The organism is uncultured Chitinophaga sp. (assembly GCF_902168175.1).
Lineage (GTDB): Bacteria > Bacteroidota > Bacteroidia > Chitinophagales > Chitinophagaceae > Chitinophaga.
Genome location: NZ_CABHOU010000054.1, coordinates 81,273 through 97,592 on the forward strand (window position 1 = coordinate 81,273; position 16,320 = coordinate 97,592).

General features: G+C 48.5%; 12 protein-coding genes. 2 read left to right on the top strand and 10 right to left on the bottom strand.

Features of this window, described 5'->3' with window-relative positions; genetic code table 11:
* Positions 1-97 precede the first annotated feature (97 nt).
* The 7 genes from QZT80_RS10965 to QZT80_RS10995 all read right to left on the bottom strand — a co-directional run bounded on the left by QZT80_RS10965 (position 98) and on the right by QZT80_RS10995 (position 10,374).
* The gene (locus QZT80_RS10965; protein ID WP_295121658.1) at positions 98-1,063 is read right to left on the bottom strand and encodes a sulfite exporter TauE/SafE family protein; all 966 of its coding nucleotides are present in this window, start codon (positions 1,061-1,063) and stop codon (positions 98-100) included.
* A 1,289-nt stretch (positions 1,064-2,352) separates the two neighbouring features.
* Positions 2,353-3,021, bottom strand: a complete 669-nt coding sequence (locus QZT80_RS10970; protein ID WP_295121660.1) for a lipoprotein signal peptidase — start codon at positions 3,019-3,021, stop codon at positions 2,353-2,355.
* A 65-nt stretch (positions 3,022-3,086) separates the two neighbouring features.
* Positions 3,087-5,588 (bottom strand): bifunctional UDP-N-acetylmuramoyl-tripeptide:D-alanyl-D-alanine ligase/alanine racemase, encoded by a 2,502-nt coding sequence (locus tag QZT80_RS10975; RefSeq protein ID WP_295121662.1) that lies wholly within the window; start codon positions 5,586-5,588, stop codon positions 3,087-3,089.
* 44 nt (positions 5,589-5,632) lie between these two features.
* Positions 5,633-6,583, bottom strand: coding sequence for a TerC/Alx family metal homeostasis membrane protein (locus QZT80_RS10980; RefSeq protein WP_295121663.1), 951 nt, complete (start codon positions 6,581-6,583; stop codon positions 5,633-5,635).
* A 77-nt stretch (positions 6,584-6,660) separates the two neighbouring features.
* Positions 6,661-8,379, bottom strand: a complete 1,719-nt coding sequence (gene gldG, locus QZT80_RS10985; protein WP_295121665.1) for a gliding motility-associated ABC transporter substrate-binding protein GldG — start codon at positions 8,377-8,379, stop codon at positions 6,661-6,663.
* A gap of 18 nt (positions 8,380-8,397) precedes the next feature.
* Entirely contained in the window at positions 8,398-9,135 is a 738-nt protein-coding gene (gene gldF / locus QZT80_RS10990) for a gliding motility-associated ABC transporter permease subunit GldF (protein WP_295121667.1), read from the bottom strand.
* 63 nt (positions 9,136-9,198) lie between these two features.
* Positions 9,199-10,374: an IscS subfamily cysteine desulfurase gene (locus QZT80_RS10995; RefSeq protein WP_367112865.1), complete on the bottom strand. Its 1,176-nt coding sequence runs from the start codon at positions 10,372-10,374 to the stop codon at positions 9,199-9,201.
* A 67-nt stretch (positions 10,375-10,441) separates the two neighbouring features.
* Between QZT80_RS10995 and mce the strand changes: the two genes are divergently transcribed.
* Complete coding sequence (mce, locus tag QZT80_RS11000) at positions 10,442-10,843, top strand: methylmalonyl-CoA epimerase (RefSeq protein WP_295121671.1); 402 nt, start codon at positions 10,442-10,444, stop codon at positions 10,841-10,843.
* A 341-nt stretch (positions 10,844-11,184) separates the two neighbouring features.
* Here the strand turns inward: mce and QZT80_RS11005 are convergent, their stop codons facing one another.
* The 3 genes from QZT80_RS11005 to QZT80_RS11015 form a co-directional block, all read right to left on the bottom strand.
* Positions 11,185-11,652, bottom strand: coding sequence for a hypothetical protein (locus QZT80_RS11005; protein ID WP_295121673.1), 468 nt, complete (start codon positions 11,650-11,652; stop codon positions 11,185-11,187).
* A gap of 38 nt (positions 11,653-11,690) precedes the next feature.
* Positions 11,691-12,509 carry a hypothetical protein gene (locus QZT80_RS11010; protein ID WP_295121675.1) on the bottom strand — a complete coding sequence of 273 codons (819 nt, stop codon included), beginning with the start codon at positions 12,507-12,509 and terminating at the stop codon, positions 11,691-11,693.
* Between the two features lie 105 nt (positions 12,510-12,614).
* Entirely contained in the window at positions 12,615-13,127 is a 513-nt protein-coding gene (locus QZT80_RS11015; protein WP_295121676.1) for a hypothetical protein, read from the bottom strand.
* Between the two features lie 152 nt (positions 13,128-13,279).
* Here QZT80_RS11015 and QZT80_RS11020 point away from each other — a divergent pair, with 152 nt between their 5' ends.
* On the top strand, positions 13,280-15,991 hold the full coding sequence (locus tag QZT80_RS11020; RefSeq protein WP_295121678.1) for a hypothetical protein: 2,712 nt from the start codon (positions 13,280-13,282) through the stop codon (positions 15,989-15,991).
* Positions 15,992-16,320: the final 329 nt, after the last annotated feature.

Below are 16,320 nucleotides of genomic sequence, written 5' to 3' on the forward strand. Positions count from 1 at the left end.
TTTTATCTGCAGCCAGGCTGTAAATCCCGCCTATTGCTGTAAATAAAAAGGGCGCTCTTATTACAAGAACGCCCTCTGAATTATGGCAAAAGAAAACTTATAACCAGGAAAGGATGATGGTGCGCAGGCTCATTAATATCACGAGTGTACCCACGATCAGCATCAATGGTTTACGCTTGATGCGGCGTACCAGGATGGCTGCAAACGGAGAAGCAATAACACCGCCGATGATAAGGCCAACAATTACGTGCCAGCTATTAATGCCGTTAAAGAACAGGAACGTGCTGGCACTGGCCAGTGAAATAAAGAACTCTGCCGCATTTACAGAACCGATGGTGTAGTGTACCGTGCGGCCCTGGCTCAGCAGGGTAGAGGTCACTATTGGGCCCCAGCCGCCGCCGCCGATGGAGTCCATAAAGCCGCCGAACAGCGCCAGCGGACCCAGGTTGCGGGTTTTGCTTTTCTTCTTTCTATTCTTCAAAGCTTTGGTAATAATGATGATACCAAGTACAAGCAGGTAAGCGCTCATAAATGGTTTGATCACATCGCCGTTAATCCAGTCGCTCAGTAACCAGGCGCCGGCAATAGCGCCCACTACACCCGGTATCAGCAGGTTCAGGAACAGCTTTTTATTAACGTTACCCAGTTTGAAATGCGCAATGCCAGATACCCCGGTGGTAAACACCTCGGCCACATGTACACTGGTACTGGTAATGGCAGGGGATACACCCAGGCCCAGCAACATCGACGAAGAAGATGCCCCGTAAGCCATACCCAATGCCCCGTCTATCATTTGCGCGGCTAAACCTACACCAATGAAGAAAAACAGGTCTTTCGTAAATATCTTGCCCGCTAATACCCCCACCCTGGTTTGCGCATCGTGCGACAAACCATAGAAGTAGGCATATACACCGGCTAACAGCACTACACCGATAACACCTATTATTGCCCAGAGCACACGGTTCGACTTATTTTCCTCGTTTACCAGGTCAATAAGCACTTCCTGGCTCTCTACGGTAGCCTTGCGTTGCTCAATTTTATCGATCACCTCATTATGCGACATATATTATAGTGCTTGTATAGTCTATAGATATTGTGGACTAAAATAGGCTGAATATCCGGCATCTCCAAATATTTCAGAAAATAAAAACCGGGGGAAGTGCAGAGGGGTTTGCCTTTGGGGGATATACATGAGTATAAATTTTCAATTGGAAAAGTGCTGAAGATGGGGCGCGGTGTAGAGAGGAGAGGCCTGTCACTGTACACACCGATAGTAGCAATGATAAGCACGTTGCGCCGCCATGGTTGGGCTCACGCGCCAACAATGCTTTTTACTGACGGGGTGGTGGGGCTGCAAACCCAATAACAGTGGCTCCGGAAGCTCGTGACTGACACGAAGATTTGCTCTGATGGCAGCATCGTGAATACGCAAATCCAACACCGTTGCATCCCGGGCTTTTACTGATGGGAAAAACTGGCGCTGTCGCAATCACACCCGCAGGACTAAAAACAGGTTTTACCGTCCGCTTACCCTCCGCTTCTCCTTGTCTTGTCCTTATGCTCAGGCTATATTTTCTGCTTTCAGGACAATTTTTTCTGCTTTCAGGACAACCTTTCGGCTTGCTGGTATGCGAACTTTATAATAAAAAACGAACAAACATGGCAGTATATATACATAACGTTATTACGTACGGCCTTAGCGGCAAATACGGCAAGGCCGGCTACTTCCGGCAGCGCAACGGACGTACTTACTTTTGCAGGCAGGAAAACCCTTACACGGGGCCGCTATCGCTGAAGCAGGTGACAAATAACAACCGGTTCCGCGAGGCGCAGTTGTTTGCCCAAATGATCATCGGCGATCAGGAAAGGAAGGCGGTGTATGCCAGTCGTGCACGGAAAGGCCGCAGTGCCTACAACGAGGCCATCTCAGATGCCATGCATGCCCCGGAAATAAAGGAAGTGCAGGTGTGTGAACGCAGCATTTACATACGGGCAACGGATAATTTCGAAGTAACGCAGGTAAGGGTGCAGTTGTATGACGATACAGGAGCGCTGTTGGAGGAAGGGCTGGCAGTGGGTGGCAGCGGGGAATGGTACTACCAGGTCAGCCTAACGATTACCGCCCGTGTAGTGATCACGGCTTTTGATGCAGCAGGGAATACTGATTTGCAGGAAGTGTTCGCTGAAGGCATAAAACAGTTGCCGCAGCCTGGGCAGCCCTGCTCATCGCCCCACCTGCTTCCTGCGGTTGAAGAGTGCGACGCAACGGGGGCTGGGGAGAATTCCCCAGCCCGGGCCCATAAAAAAAGGCCGTCCCTTACGGAACAGCCTTTTACTTCAAAGAAAATATTTTTACATCACCTGGTGCTGGTCGTCGGCGAGCGTATTGGTTTCTACGGTCGGGTGCGTGGCAGGCACTTTGCGGGTGAGGAAACGTTTCTGGAAAAGGAGGATGGAAATAACACCTACAGAAATGGCGGCATCGGCGATGTTAAATACGGGCCGGAAAAAGATGAAGTACTCACCGCCCCATACCGGTACCCAGGTTGGCAGGGTGCCTTTGTACAGCGGGAAGTACAACATATCTACCACTTTGCCATGCAGGAAACTTGCGTATCCGCCGCCCTCAGGCAGGAATTTGGCCACATCGGCCGGGGTGCTTTCTGTAAATATAAGACCGTAGAACATGCTGTCGATCAGGTTGCCCGCAGCGCCGGCTAATATCAGCGAACCGCAGATCAGCAGGCCCCTGTGGTACCCATCGCGGATCAGGCGTTTCATGTATACGAAACCTACCACCACGGCTATAAGGCGGAACAGGGTCAGGAAGATCTTGCCAAAGTCGCCACCGAACTGCAGTCCGTAGGCCATGCCTTCGTTCTCGATAAAATGAATATGGAACCAGTCGGCAAATATGGTGTGCTCCTGGGTAAGGAACATGTTCGTTTTGATCCAGAATTTCAGTGCCTGGTCTACCAGCAATACCAGTATTACAATTATAACTACGTGACGATATTTCAAAATCTCTGAGTTTTTGCCAAAAATAGTATTTTCTTTTAATCCTTTACAGGTTTGATGATCAATAACTATTCCTGGAAATAGATACGTTTTACACGCTGGGATATGCCGGTGAGGATTTCGTAAGGGATGGTGTCGGCCCACGTAGCGAGTTGTTGTACAGACAGTTGTTCGCCAAATACGATCACCACGTCGCCCTCTTTAACGTCGGGAACATGGGTTACGTCGAGCATGAGCATGTCCATGGCGATGGTACCGGCCACAGGTACCAGTTTGCCGCGTATCAGCATCTGGCCTTTGCCGTTGCTGAGCCTGCGGCTGTAACCATCAGCATAACCGATACGTACGGTCGCAATTACGGAGGGAACTTCGGCCTTCCATTTGCCGCCGTAACCTACGGTTTCGCCTGGGGCGAGGTGTTTTACCTGGGCCACGGTGGTTTTGAGGGTGCTTACGTTCTTAAGTCTGGCCTGCATGTCCTCACTACAGTCTATTCCATACATGCCAATACCCAGGCGTACCATATCGAACTGTAAGTCGGCGTGGCGGTGAATACCGGCGCTGTTGGCAATGTGGCGGATGATAGGGTAGCCCAGCGATTTTTGCAGTTCGGCGCTCATTTCGCGGAACAGGTGCCCCTGTTTCTTGGTGAATTCGTCCATATTCGGGTCGTCGCTGCCGGCAAGATGACTGAAAATGGATTTCACGATAAAGTGACCATGTTCTTTCAACTGGCGGGCGAGTTCGGGAATGTCTTTTTTCTCAAAACCCAGGCGGTGCATGCCGGTATCCAGCTTAATGTGCACGGGGTAATTGAGTTTATTGGCAGCACGTACTTCTTCCTCGAAGAGGCTGAGCAGGTGCATGGAGTAAATTTCTGGTTCCAGCCCCCATTGCAGGATGGCATCGAAGGTGCTGGGTTCGGGGTTCATCACCATGATAGGCATGGTAATGCCGGCCCGGCGAAGTTCCACTCCTTCGTCGGCGTAGGCCACGGCGAGATAGTCTACACCATGGAACTGCAGCAGGTTGGCTATTTCGAAACTGCCGCTTCCGTAAGAAAATGCTTTCACCATGCCCATTAATTTGGTGCCTGGTTTCAGCAGCGACTGGTACTGGGTAATATTATGGGCCACCGCCGAAAGGTCTATTTCGAGGATGGTTTGATGTGCTTTATGTTCCAGCAGTTTGCCAATGCGCTCGAACTCGAACACACGGGCACCTTTTACCAGGATGGTTTCCTGCACAAAGTTCTGCGGGTTAAATTCCTGGATAAATTCATCTGTACTCTGGTAAAAACTGCTTTTTAAGCCGAGTACCTGCTGGAAGATCTTTTTCTCACGGCTGATGTTACGGCCAATGCCTACCAGTTGCTGGATGCCCTTTTGCTCAAGCAGCGCCGCCACTTCTTCATAGAGGCTAAAGTCGCTTTTGCCGCTTTGTAAGATGTCGCTGAGAATAACTGTTTTGTTCGGGTGCTGGCGTTGCTGTTGTAAAAAATCCAGTGCAATACTCAGCGATCCCATATCGGAATTATAGCTGTCGTTAATGATGGAGCTGTTGTTGATGCCCTGCCTCAATTCCAGTCGCATGGCGATGTTGCCGAGGCGTTCCATACGTTCCTGGATGGTAGTCTGCGGGATGTTCATGTACAACATCAGGGCCCAGCAGTTAATGGCATTTTCGATTGAACCTTCGTCGCTAAAGGGGATGCTGATGCTGATCGTTTCCTCTTTATACAACGCGTCTATACGAGTATGATTATTCAGTTTTTCGCAGTGGGTAATACGCAGGTCTGCATCTGTTTTGCGCGACCAGGCGAAGAGTTGAATGGCTTTGTCCGTTTCGCGTTTACCTACCTGTGTGTGAAAGTTCAGCACGCATTCGTTTAGCGCGAGGTAATCTTTCGGGTAGATGAGTACGTCACTTTTCATGAACAACACCAGTTTCTCATTGATCTTCTGGCGGATGTTCAGAAAGCCTTCGCTGTGCGCTTCACCGATGTTGGTGAATATACCGATGGTAGGTTTGATGAGTTTCTCGAGGTTCACCATTTCGCCTGGTTGGGAAATGCCTGCCTCGAATATCGCCAGGTCGTTATCGGCTTTCATCTGCCAAACAGACAGTGCAACACCGGTTTGAGAGTTATAGCTTTTAGGACTGCGTACGATGTTATGGTCTTTTTCCAGCAGCTGGTATAACCATTCTTTTACGATGGTTTTACCGTTACTACCGGTAACGCCTATCACCGGCAAATGGAAATGCTGACGGTGCCAGGCTACTAATGCGTGTAGTGCCTGTAAGGTGTCTTTTACCAATATCACATTGGCCTTGGGGTACTTCTGAAGGTCTGTTGTTTCGCTTATTATGAAATTGCTTACGCCTTTTTCATAAAGCTCTTCAATAAACTGGTGCGCATTGCGGCGCGCGCTAACAAGGGGAATGAACAATGACGTTTCTGCGAAATTCAGCTTTCGGCTGTCCAGTACAATGTGTTCGATCTCCGGAGCACCTGTTTGTTGCAACAGCTCTCCCTTCAGTACCTTGCTGATGGTTTCTGCGTTATACACTTTTATTATGGTTTGTCGAGTTGGCTACTACCGCCTATTAACGGTTAAACCTTCTGGTCTGTTACGTCTTCTGGTAAATTTTTCTTTTGATGGTATAAGGAATACAGGATGGAACCACCCAAACATGCCACTATAACGATAAGTGACACATATATGGGAATGTTAAAGTGAAAATATTCTACAAGCATCTTGGCACCAATAAATATCAATACGATAGCAATGCCTTGCTGAAGATAATCGAATTTATCCACAGCGCCACGTAATAAAAAGAACAGCGAGCGCAGGCCCAGTACGGCAAAGATGTTGGACGTATACACGACCAAAGGTTCTTTACTAATAGCGAACACGGCCGGTATAGAGTCGAGCGCAAACACAACATCTGTTACGGCCAGCATCATTACTACAATGGCGAGGTTGGTGAAAAACAGTTTGTTGTTGTGCCGTACCCAGAATTTCTCTTCCGGGTTATCGTGCGTAATACGCAGGCGTTTGCTGATGAACTTGTACACCGGGCTTTCGGCCGGATTGTACTCATCGTCCTGCTTTACAAAGAACATTTTGAAACCGGTGTATACCAGGAACGCGCCGAAGATGTAAAGTATCCAGTGGAAGCGTTCGATGAGGGCCACGCCCAGGGTAATAAATATCGCACGCAGCACAATCGCCATCAGGATGCCGATGAGCAACACACGGGCGTAATTGGATTCTTTGACTTTAAAGAACCCGAAAATAAGTATGAACACAAAGATGTTGTCGATGGATAGCGACCATTCCATGAGGTAGGCGCTGAGGAAGCTGATAGCGAGGGTAGAACCATCTTCGTACCAAACATAACCAAAAAACAGAAGGGCGAGCCCAACCCAGAAGGAGGTCTGGACCAGAGCCTTTTTAATTGAAATGGTAGAAGACTTTTTACTCAGTAGGCCGAGGTCAAAAATAAGCGCAACTAAAATAACAATGCCGAAAACGATAAACGTCCATTGCTCCGCGTTCATATACAGGATGAAATTTTATGAAAGGCAAAGATAATGCTTTCAAATCATCCTTTTTTGGCTAATACTATGTCATAGTGTCAGGCACTGAATCGGCGCTGGCGGACAAAGTTGAACACCATCGCGAACAAAAGCACCAGTCCGATCGGGATCGCAAAGGCCAGCAGTTGCCATTTGCCCCGCTGTTGTTTCACCTTTTCCGCATCGAGCAGTCGCAGTACCAGCTCGCGGTTGCGGGTTTCCATGATGCCACTGGTATTGGTGAGGTACTCCAGGCTATTGGTGAAAAACTCCTTGTTGGCAAATACATACTCCTGGTTAAACTCGTTAACGCCCATTTGCAGGGGCCCATTTTTCTGTGAGTAAGCATTGGTGATAAAGTCGGCGCCGCCCACTACGATCATTTTATTGGGCTCGGTGGTTACAGAGCGGTAGGGTACGCCGGAGAGCTGCTGCACCATTTGAAGTTGCTTCGCACTCAGGCGGTGGTTGAACAGGGAGGTGAAGTTGCCCTCAAGCAACACCGCGGCCGGAATGCCGCTTTTCATGAACTGGCGGGGATTGGCCTGCACTTTCATGTCTTCGAGGTTGATGCGTACGGGGGCATTTATAGTACGGCTACGTGCAGAAGAGGCCAGCAGTATGGTTTTGCGGATGCCTCCGCCAGTTATCGTGTCGATAGAGTTGGTGAACCTGCCCAGCACTACGTCCATATTTTTCACGATCGGGTGACCGCCGGTGGGCGTAAACACGGGGAAAAAGGGGAAAGGCACTGGCTGGATCTGCGGTTTGTTATCGATGTTGCCTACGATCAGCGGCATTACATCGCTCTGCAAATCCTGTATGAGATCGAGGTTTACACGCGCGCCGTAGCGGAAAAGGAGGTCTTCGAGTTCGAGGCCGCGGTTAAGGGCGACGAAGCTGTTGGCGGTGTGCAGACTGTCGGTATCGGAAGTAAGGTTGCTGATGAACCAGATCACTTTCCCGCCATTCATCACGTACTGGTCGATCTTCAGTTTATCTTCTTCGGTAAAGGTTTCGAGTGGTTTTACAAATATGATGGTACCAAACTCGCGTGGAATAAAAGGATTCAGGCGAAGGTTAATCGTATCTAAGCGGTAGCTGAGTTGCAGCGTGCGAAGGGCGTCGTACACATTAGGGCCAACTGGTTCGCCATGGCCGAGCATATACCCAACCAGTGGTTTTTCATCGAGCGATAACTGGTAAATGGCGTTGGTAAAGCGGTACTCCAGCATGGCGGCCGAACTGTTCAATGCCTGTAGTGGATCACTGCCAGGCTGCCCCTGTAGCAGGTTTACGCCCATTTCCCGGCCTTTGTAACGTAGTAAGGCACCGGGGAAGATGAGTTTTTCGGTGAGTCCTTCGCTGGCCTCCGCCTGCACCTGCAGGTTAAAAGGCATAATGCCCTTAGATACGAGAGAGTCCTGGTAAGCGAAACGCATACTGTCGGGCAGGTGAGCGCCGGGGGTAATAAAACGGAAACGTATGTTATTGCGGCCGTACTCCGAAAACTCTTCCAGCAACTCCCTGGTGCTTTGTGCCAGTTGGCGGAAGCCTGCGGGGTAGTCGCCTTTCAGGAACACGTCTATTTCCACCGGGGCGTCCAGGTTGCGTAGCAGTTGTTTGGTGGAGTTGGTGAGCGTGTAGCGTTTTTCGGCGGTGAGGTCCCAGCGGCGATGCAGGTAAGCGGCGCCGGAATTAACCGCCACCAGTACCAGCAGCACGAAGAACACGCGCTGTATATATTTCTTTCGTTTATTCCTGGTCGTAACTTCCATGTAAGTATTGATATAACCTTATGCCTGCCATATCCTGCGCTGCAGCGATACTTTGGTGAGGTACAGCATAAAGCCGATAACACTGAAAAAGTAAATAATATCGCGGCTGTCTATCACCCCGCGGCTGATTGATTGGTAGTGGAAACTGATACCGGCCATTTGCAGGTAGTAGTCTATGGTGCCGGTGAATACAGGCAGTTTGCTAAGGGCGTCGAAGCCGGTATACAAAATATAACAGGTAAACACAGCCACGAGAAAGGCCACCACCGCGTTAGAAGTGATGGACGATGCCCAGATGCCCACCGCCGTAAACGTGCAACCGAGTAACAAAAGGCCAATGTAAGAACCGATAATGCCGCCTGTGTCGATAGTACCCGGAATAGCCGCCAGTTGCGATATAGCGATGTAATAAATAAAAGTGGGAATAAGCGAGATGAGTACGATCAGCACGCAGGCCCAGTATTTACCCAGCACGATCTGCCAGCCAGAAAGCGGTTTTGTACTCAGTAATTCCATGGTGCCGCTCTTAAATTCGTCGGAAAGACTGCGCATGGTTATGGCCGGAATGAGCAGTAAAAAGATCATTGGCGCCAGTTCGAACAGCGGATCGAGATTGGCGTAACCCGCGTCCAGCAGGTTAGAATCTTTAAACACGAACAGAAACAGGCCGTTTGCCAGCAGGAACAGGATAATGGCAACATACCCGGTAATACTGCTGAAAAACTGGTGAATCTCTTTTTTGAATATAGCTAGCATGTAAGAATCAAAGTTGCGTAAAACTAAACAGTTTATGTGCAAGCTACAAATTAACTTTAAAAATCATATAGAAGAAGGATAGAAGGGGCTCAACTGCCTCAGTTTCTGCACCGCCGCGGTGATGGTGGTGATGGTGTAGTCGATTTCTTCTGCCGTAGTAAACCTGCCCAGTGAAAAGCGGATGGAGCCGCGGGCCAGTTCGTCGCTAAGGCCCATGGCTTTCAGTACATAACTGGGGGCACGGCTGGCGGAGGTGCAGGCAGAGCCGGAGGACAACGCAATACTTTTATCGGCGGCCATCATCAGGGCTTCACCCTCTACCTGCTCGAAAGATATGTTGGTGACATTGGGCAGGCGTTGTGTAATTGAGCCATTTACAGAGGTGCCGGGAATACGGAGCAGGGCGGTTTGTAGCTGATCGCGCAGGGTAGCCAGGCGCTGACTTTCGGCAGGCATGAATTCGCCCGCCAGTTCGCAGGCCTTCCCGAAACCGGCAATGGCCGGAACATTCAGGGTGCCGGAGCGTACGCCTCGTTCGTGACCGCCGCCATCAATCTGCGCTGTAAGTTTTACCCTGGGCGATTTACGGCGAAGGTAAATAGCACCGATGCCTTTAGGACCGTATAACTTATGCGCGCTACAGGCGAGGATGTCGATACCATCGGTGTTTACGTTCACCGGTAGTTTGCCAACGGCCTGTGTCGCATCGCTCATGAATATAACGCCGTGTTTACGGGCAATGGCGCTGATGGCGGGTATTGGTTGCAGTACGCCGGTTTCGTTGTTGGCGTACATGATCGATATAAGAATAGTATTGGGGGTGATGGCGGCTTCCAGGGCGGCAAGGTCTATCAGCCCTTCGTGGTTAACCGGGAGGTACGTGATCACGGCACCACGTTTTTCCAGGTGAAGGCAGGTATCCAGTACGGCTTTGTGTTCGGTAACGGCGGTAATGATATGATTGCCTTTTGCGGCGTACGATTCGAAGGCGCCTTTAAGGGCGAGGTTGTTGGCTTCTGTTGCGCCGGAAGTGAAATAAACTTCCTGTGTTTCGGCGCCGATCAGTTTGGCCAGCTGCTCACGGCCCAGGTCTACAGCCGCTTCGGCATATAAACCCAGGGAGTGGCTGCGGCTGGCTGCATTACCAAAGTGTTGCGTAAAGTAAGGCAACATCGTTTCCACCACCTGCGGGTCGCAGGGAGTAGTGGCATTATAATCCAGGTACACCGGCAGTTTCAGCATGTCCAATCGCTTTTAGAGTAATTAAAATTACTACATTTACCGCTAACACAACCGCTACGCACTTATGCTTAAAGTAGAACACATCGGTATCGCAGTACGTTCGCTCAGCGATGCTATTCCACTGTATGAGAAATTGCTGAACACCGATTGTTACAAACAGGAGCCGGTAGACAGTGAAGCGGTAATCACCGCGTTCTTCAAAAAAGGGGAAACTAAAATAGAACTGCTGGAAGCCACCGCCCCCGAAAGTGCCATCGCAAAGTTCATCGATAAAAAAGGAGAAGGCATGCACCATATCGCATTTGAGGTGGCTGATATTTATGCAGAAATGGAGCGACTGAAAGGCGAAGGTTTTGTATTGTTAAATGAACAGCCGAAAAAAGGGGCGGATAATAAACTGATTTGTTTTTTGCATCCGAAAGGTACTGCGGGTGTGTTGATAGAGATTTGCCAGGAGATAAGATGAGTAGATGTATACACCGCCGCTGCGTCATGACTCCTCGATTTTTCACATACTTAGATTACTGAACGGTGTATACACCGCCGCGATGGAAGAACTGAACGTTACCCAATGTTGTTATGGCCGCCGGGTGAGCGACTGGTGGCTTTTAAAAGCATGGTCACGAAAAGCGCTTCTCCACGATACACGTTTTTACTACAGCGAAGACTGACGGCGATGGTTGCTGCGTGCCTCGCTATGATTGGTTGGGAGTGCCCGACTTTGCTTTTTTTTGATGAGTATGGAGATGCCGTTGAAGGGAGTGACACAACGGCGGCTTAATAGTACCGCTATCGCCTGTCCCCGAATTATAATCCTGTTGTACTAAAAATTACTGTTGCTGTGTAGTCGCCTGCTGGCTTTAGCAGATGTGTGCCGCCTTTCATGGTGTAACGGAAGTTGAAGTTGGCCAGGAGTGCCAGCACGCCAGAGGCTATTGTCTGGTTATTGGTGGTTAAAGTGATAACGCCGGTGCCAAATGAGGCACCCACCACCTGCACCGTTACGTTGCTGATGGCGATCGTATTGGTGCCGCTGGTAAGGTTGGCTGTGGCGGCGCGTACGGAAACCGTCCAGGCAAGGCCGAGTGTAAGTACAATGCTGCTGGGCGCATCAGAGAATTTACCGTTCTGATAATCGGCAGGGGTACTGAATGTCATTATTGGCGGACTGCTGGTGGTGAAACCCAGGAAGTCGGACTCGTCGTGAATGCTGGTCGATGACTGCGGGCCACCTTCAGATTGGGCAAAGGAATGTAGTGGCAGCCAAATCATCAAACCGGTGATGCATAATTTATATCTGCTTCGCAGCCATTTCATTTACTGTGATTGAACTCTAGTTCTCCTATGCGTAAAGGCACGTCCGGACCATTATCCACGATGGCGACTGCCAGGTAGTTGCCTTTTTTTAACGAGGTGGGTAAATTAAAACGGATAATACGCCGTACGCCGGGTAATGTTGGTACTGGTAGTGCTTCCAGCTTTATCTCTTCTGCGGTTTCCTGATTTGTTAATTCCAGTTTTACGGTACTCTCCGACATGATTTCTCCTTTGTTCTTCAACACCAGTTCCAGTAAATGTTTGGCAGAGTCGTTTACCTGTTGCCAGCCCGCATCTTTAAAATCTATAAGTTCTACCTCTTTTTTACTGAGCGTTGGTGGCGTGTAATATACATGGATACCTACTTCCAGCCGTACGATCATGCTCGCCCCGGTTTTTTTCTGCTGCCGGATGCTTTCATCATCTTCCGCCTGTGTAAAAAAGATCATAGCATTGCGTACTGTATTACCCGAACCAGGCGGCGATACAAGTTTAACCGGTATTACTTTTTCCTCACCAGGCTGTAAAAGGATACTACTGTAAGGCAACTCTATCCAGCTGGCGCAGGATTGATGTAAAGTATTGGGTTTAAAATATTGTTTCTCCCCAAGGCTGTCGCGATACCAGTCGGCCAGCGTAATACTGAACACCATAGCGCTTTTTCCAGGATTGATAATCCTGATTTCCTGCGTACTGGCCTGCCCTTGTGTGAAAGAATAAAACAATCGTGAAGGGGCAACCGACACAGCAGGTTGTGCCTGTGTGAAGTGCGCGCTCAGGCAGTATAATAATATAAATAACGCAGACTTATTCATGGATACCAGGTTACGGTTTTTGAGGTTTGAGCAATAATATATCTGTACTGCAGGTTAGGTGTATACTTGCAGAGGTATAGGAAACAGTATTGTCTTAAAAGCTAACTATCCAGCCGTAGCAGAAAACGTAATTGTTGTAACATAATCGCCGGCCGGTTTGCCGATAAAAGCTGCATTGTTAGCATCCGTACTGTACTGAAGATTAATGTTCTTCAATATTGCGGCCGGTGCGCTGGTAACAATATTTTGATCGGTAGTGGAAAGCGATACCTGCGTAGCAGTGCCAATACCTGTAGTGCCTGTAGGCTGCACTTTCACATTCGATACGGGAATGGTGTTAGTACCATTTACAAGGTCGGCACTGGCCGATCTTACTTTAACAGTATAGGCAGATGTACTGGTTACTGTTAACGCGTTCGCATAAGTAACGGTTACGCCGTTCGCATAATCGGCAGCAGTGGCAAATACCAATGTAGGATTGGTTTCGTTCACTGTCATCACTAATACTGATGTTAATCGTACAGTCAAAGTAGCGTTTTGTGCTGACGCTTTCTGGCTTACTGCAAGGCCCGCAAATGCAATGAATAACACGGAGAGAACTTTAATCGGGTTCCTCATAAGACGAAAATTTAAGTGTATTGATATGTGGTTCAAATTAGGTTTTTTATTGAAAAATATAAATTACATTTACCGCAATCAACCTGCCGAATATGCCCCGTAGCTTTCGTTTCAAGCTATTGATGTTATGTTACCCATTACTTTTTTCCGGGATGAAAATGCTGGGGCAGGTCTCACTTCGCTTTGAAAAAGAGGTGTTAAATGTTAAGTCCGGACAAACCGTTACAACAAAACTTCATCTTAGCAATTCCTTTACAGATACGCTTTCTGGCCGATTGGTTTTAACGGCAGAAGGTGTGCTGTTGCTCAGCAGTGCTGTGAAAGAAATTAAGCTCGCGCCCGGTGAAGAGCGAACATTTGCAGTAAAGTTTTTCGCAAAGGAAGCGTTAAGTAATAACGATAACAGCAGTTGCACCGCAGCGTTTACTTCGGTCGTCATTAACACTGGCTTAACAAAAAAGTTACGCTTCGTGGTGGAGCGGAAAAGACGTATCGTTTTAATACCGCAAGAGCTCCCCGTTGTGATACATTCACCGCAGGATACGGTGCGCTGGAGGGTGCAGATCATGAACAGAGGTAATAGCAATGAACAGTTGCATTTGCAGTACAGTGCTATGCCTGGCGGCTTTCGCTTTATAGAAACACCCTTTCCTTTTTTATTAAGAAGTGGAGAAGATACCACCGTTATCGTAAGGGCTTTGCCTGACCAACAACTCAACATTGTACAGAAGCCGCAGATCAGCATTACGGTAAATAGTCCCAATAACGTTTTATTAGCATCTGCCTACTGCATGCCTTTATTAGTAACAAGTCGTTACTCCGATCGTGGGCAGGACCTTATGCTACAGGGTAATTATTTAGATTTGAGCGCACGTAATCTTTATACAGGCACACCTTACCAGGAAGCAACACTTTTCTCCTCTCACACTAATGGAAGTAATGCGCTGGATATAAAACTGCAGGGCTTATATTTTTTTAATCAGCAGCAATCGTTGTTAAGCGATAGTTACATTTATCTTAAACAAGGCCGTTTCTTCGCTAAGGCGGGCAACATCAGTGCCTTGCAGGAGGTAATGATAAATGGGCAGGGCGGGTATGCAGGTGCAGAAATAAGTAAAGGTTTTACTGCGGCCTATACTTATTTGCACGACAATAGCAACCAGTTAAGATTTAATACGGAGAAGAATACCGTTAATGTGCCGCGTGTAACCACGCATGCAGTGGATATCGATTTCCGGAAAGAAGAAGGTTTCAGTTTTCATTCGCAATTCGTGCATCGCAATGATCCGCGTGATGGCGTTGTATCGCGACTGGGCTCCTTTAGTTTTAATTACCGGGATAAGGAGTTGATAAATTTACAGGGCGTGGTAGGTCTGAGTGATGAAACGATGGACACTACAGGCAGGCGATATGCAGCCGGTGCCGGCGGACTGGATATCACTGGCGCCGCGGGCCGCTTCTCCTGGATATCGTCGGCTTATGTATCAGGTAAGCGTTATGCGGGTTATAGAAGAGGTTTTCGCTTTTTCGACGAACGTTTCGGTATGCAGCTCACGGACAGGGTGGAGTTAGCAGTAAGATATTATCAACAGGCCAATGCGCCAGAGCTACTCAACCCGGTGCTTTATAGTTTTCTTCCGGAAAGTGATGAACAACAGTCGGCCGAATTTTCAGCGCGGATGGTGCTGACGAAAAACTTCACGGTTACAGTAAGGCCTTACCGCAACTGGCAGGATGTGGACTACAGGGCGCAGGTGTTGCCGCATTATAAATCTACCAGTAACCGCGCAGCGGTCGACTTTCAACTGCAGTCTTCCTCGGGCTTCTTCGCCACTGCCACTTACGATATTGGCAGCACGCGTTATGATATAGACGGCGTAAAAGCAAACGTATTCCAGTCGCATAAAATGAACCTTAACATTGGTTTTAACTGGTTGTCATTTTCAGGGTGGGGGCAAATAGGTCCTTATTATTTGCGGGAATATGCTAACATGGACATTGTGTACCAGTCGTACCGTAATTTCCAGTTTGGTCCTATGATGCAGCGAAGCCTGTTCGCCGGTAAATTACAGTTGATGGCCAGCGCCCAGTGGTTGTACCAGGACCTGTTACCAGGCTGGCTCACCAGTTATGTGGCCCGCGCCGCCTGGCAGCCTGCAAAACATTTGTTGCTGCACGCCGACTATTCCCTGTTCGCTCCCGGCCGTTACGACTTTTCCAATCTGGGAGCAGGAGTAAGTTACCTTTTCAGCAAACCGGTAGGTACACCAAGAGCCGCCAGGTTCCATTTATCATTTTATGAGGACAGGAATAACAATAACATCAGGGATGGGGGAGAGCCAGGCCTTAAAGGTGTTGTCGTTCGGATTAATGGCAACGGTATGGTGTCTGACGGGGATGGGAGGATCGTGTTTGAGAGCGGGGAGAAGGAGCAGCGTATTGCGGATGTAGCGGCTCCGGCCGGCTGGATGACCGAGCCCCGGTTGTTGCTGCCGGAACAGCGTGGCCTTAAAGTATTGGCCGTTTCCATGAAAAAGAGCGCCGGTATTGCCGGACAGGTACAATGGGAAAAGGGCCGGTACAGTCAATACAATAAAGCGCCCAACGGCTGGATTGTAGAAGCTGTTGGTGGTAATGGTAAACCATGTCAGGCCTATGTTTCGAATGATGGTAATTTCCGGCTCTGGCTGCCTCCCGGAGTGTATGATGTTACGCTTAAGCAGGTGCAGCCCACCGGTTACTTTGAAGGCGTGCCTGCCCAAACCATTATCCTGCGGGGAAATGAGGAAGCGCAGGTGAAATTCCTCGTTAAGGAAAACAACGGTGGGGCGATAATTAAACACTTTGGGAAAGCAAACCAATAAGCAAACCTGCTGTTAATTAATTTATTATACGTGCAAAATAGCCACAGTATTATATTTTAATGGTTGGGGCGGCTTTTATTGAACAATGGTGGCTAAGTTTTTGTTTCTTATTTGTCGTACGTTACACAGGTAAGCATCTAAAGTTATAATAACAGGGAAATATTTTTTAAAATTGAAATCCGTGTAAGAACTTTTCCCGTAAATAGTTGTTGTTAATCAGGTTAACTGATATTATATCCGGTTTTAGATTAGGAAAAGTAAGGAAACCTTACTATCTTGATTCTCAATAGATAATCTAGCTAAAAAATTCTGGCCGTAGGCTATTAAAA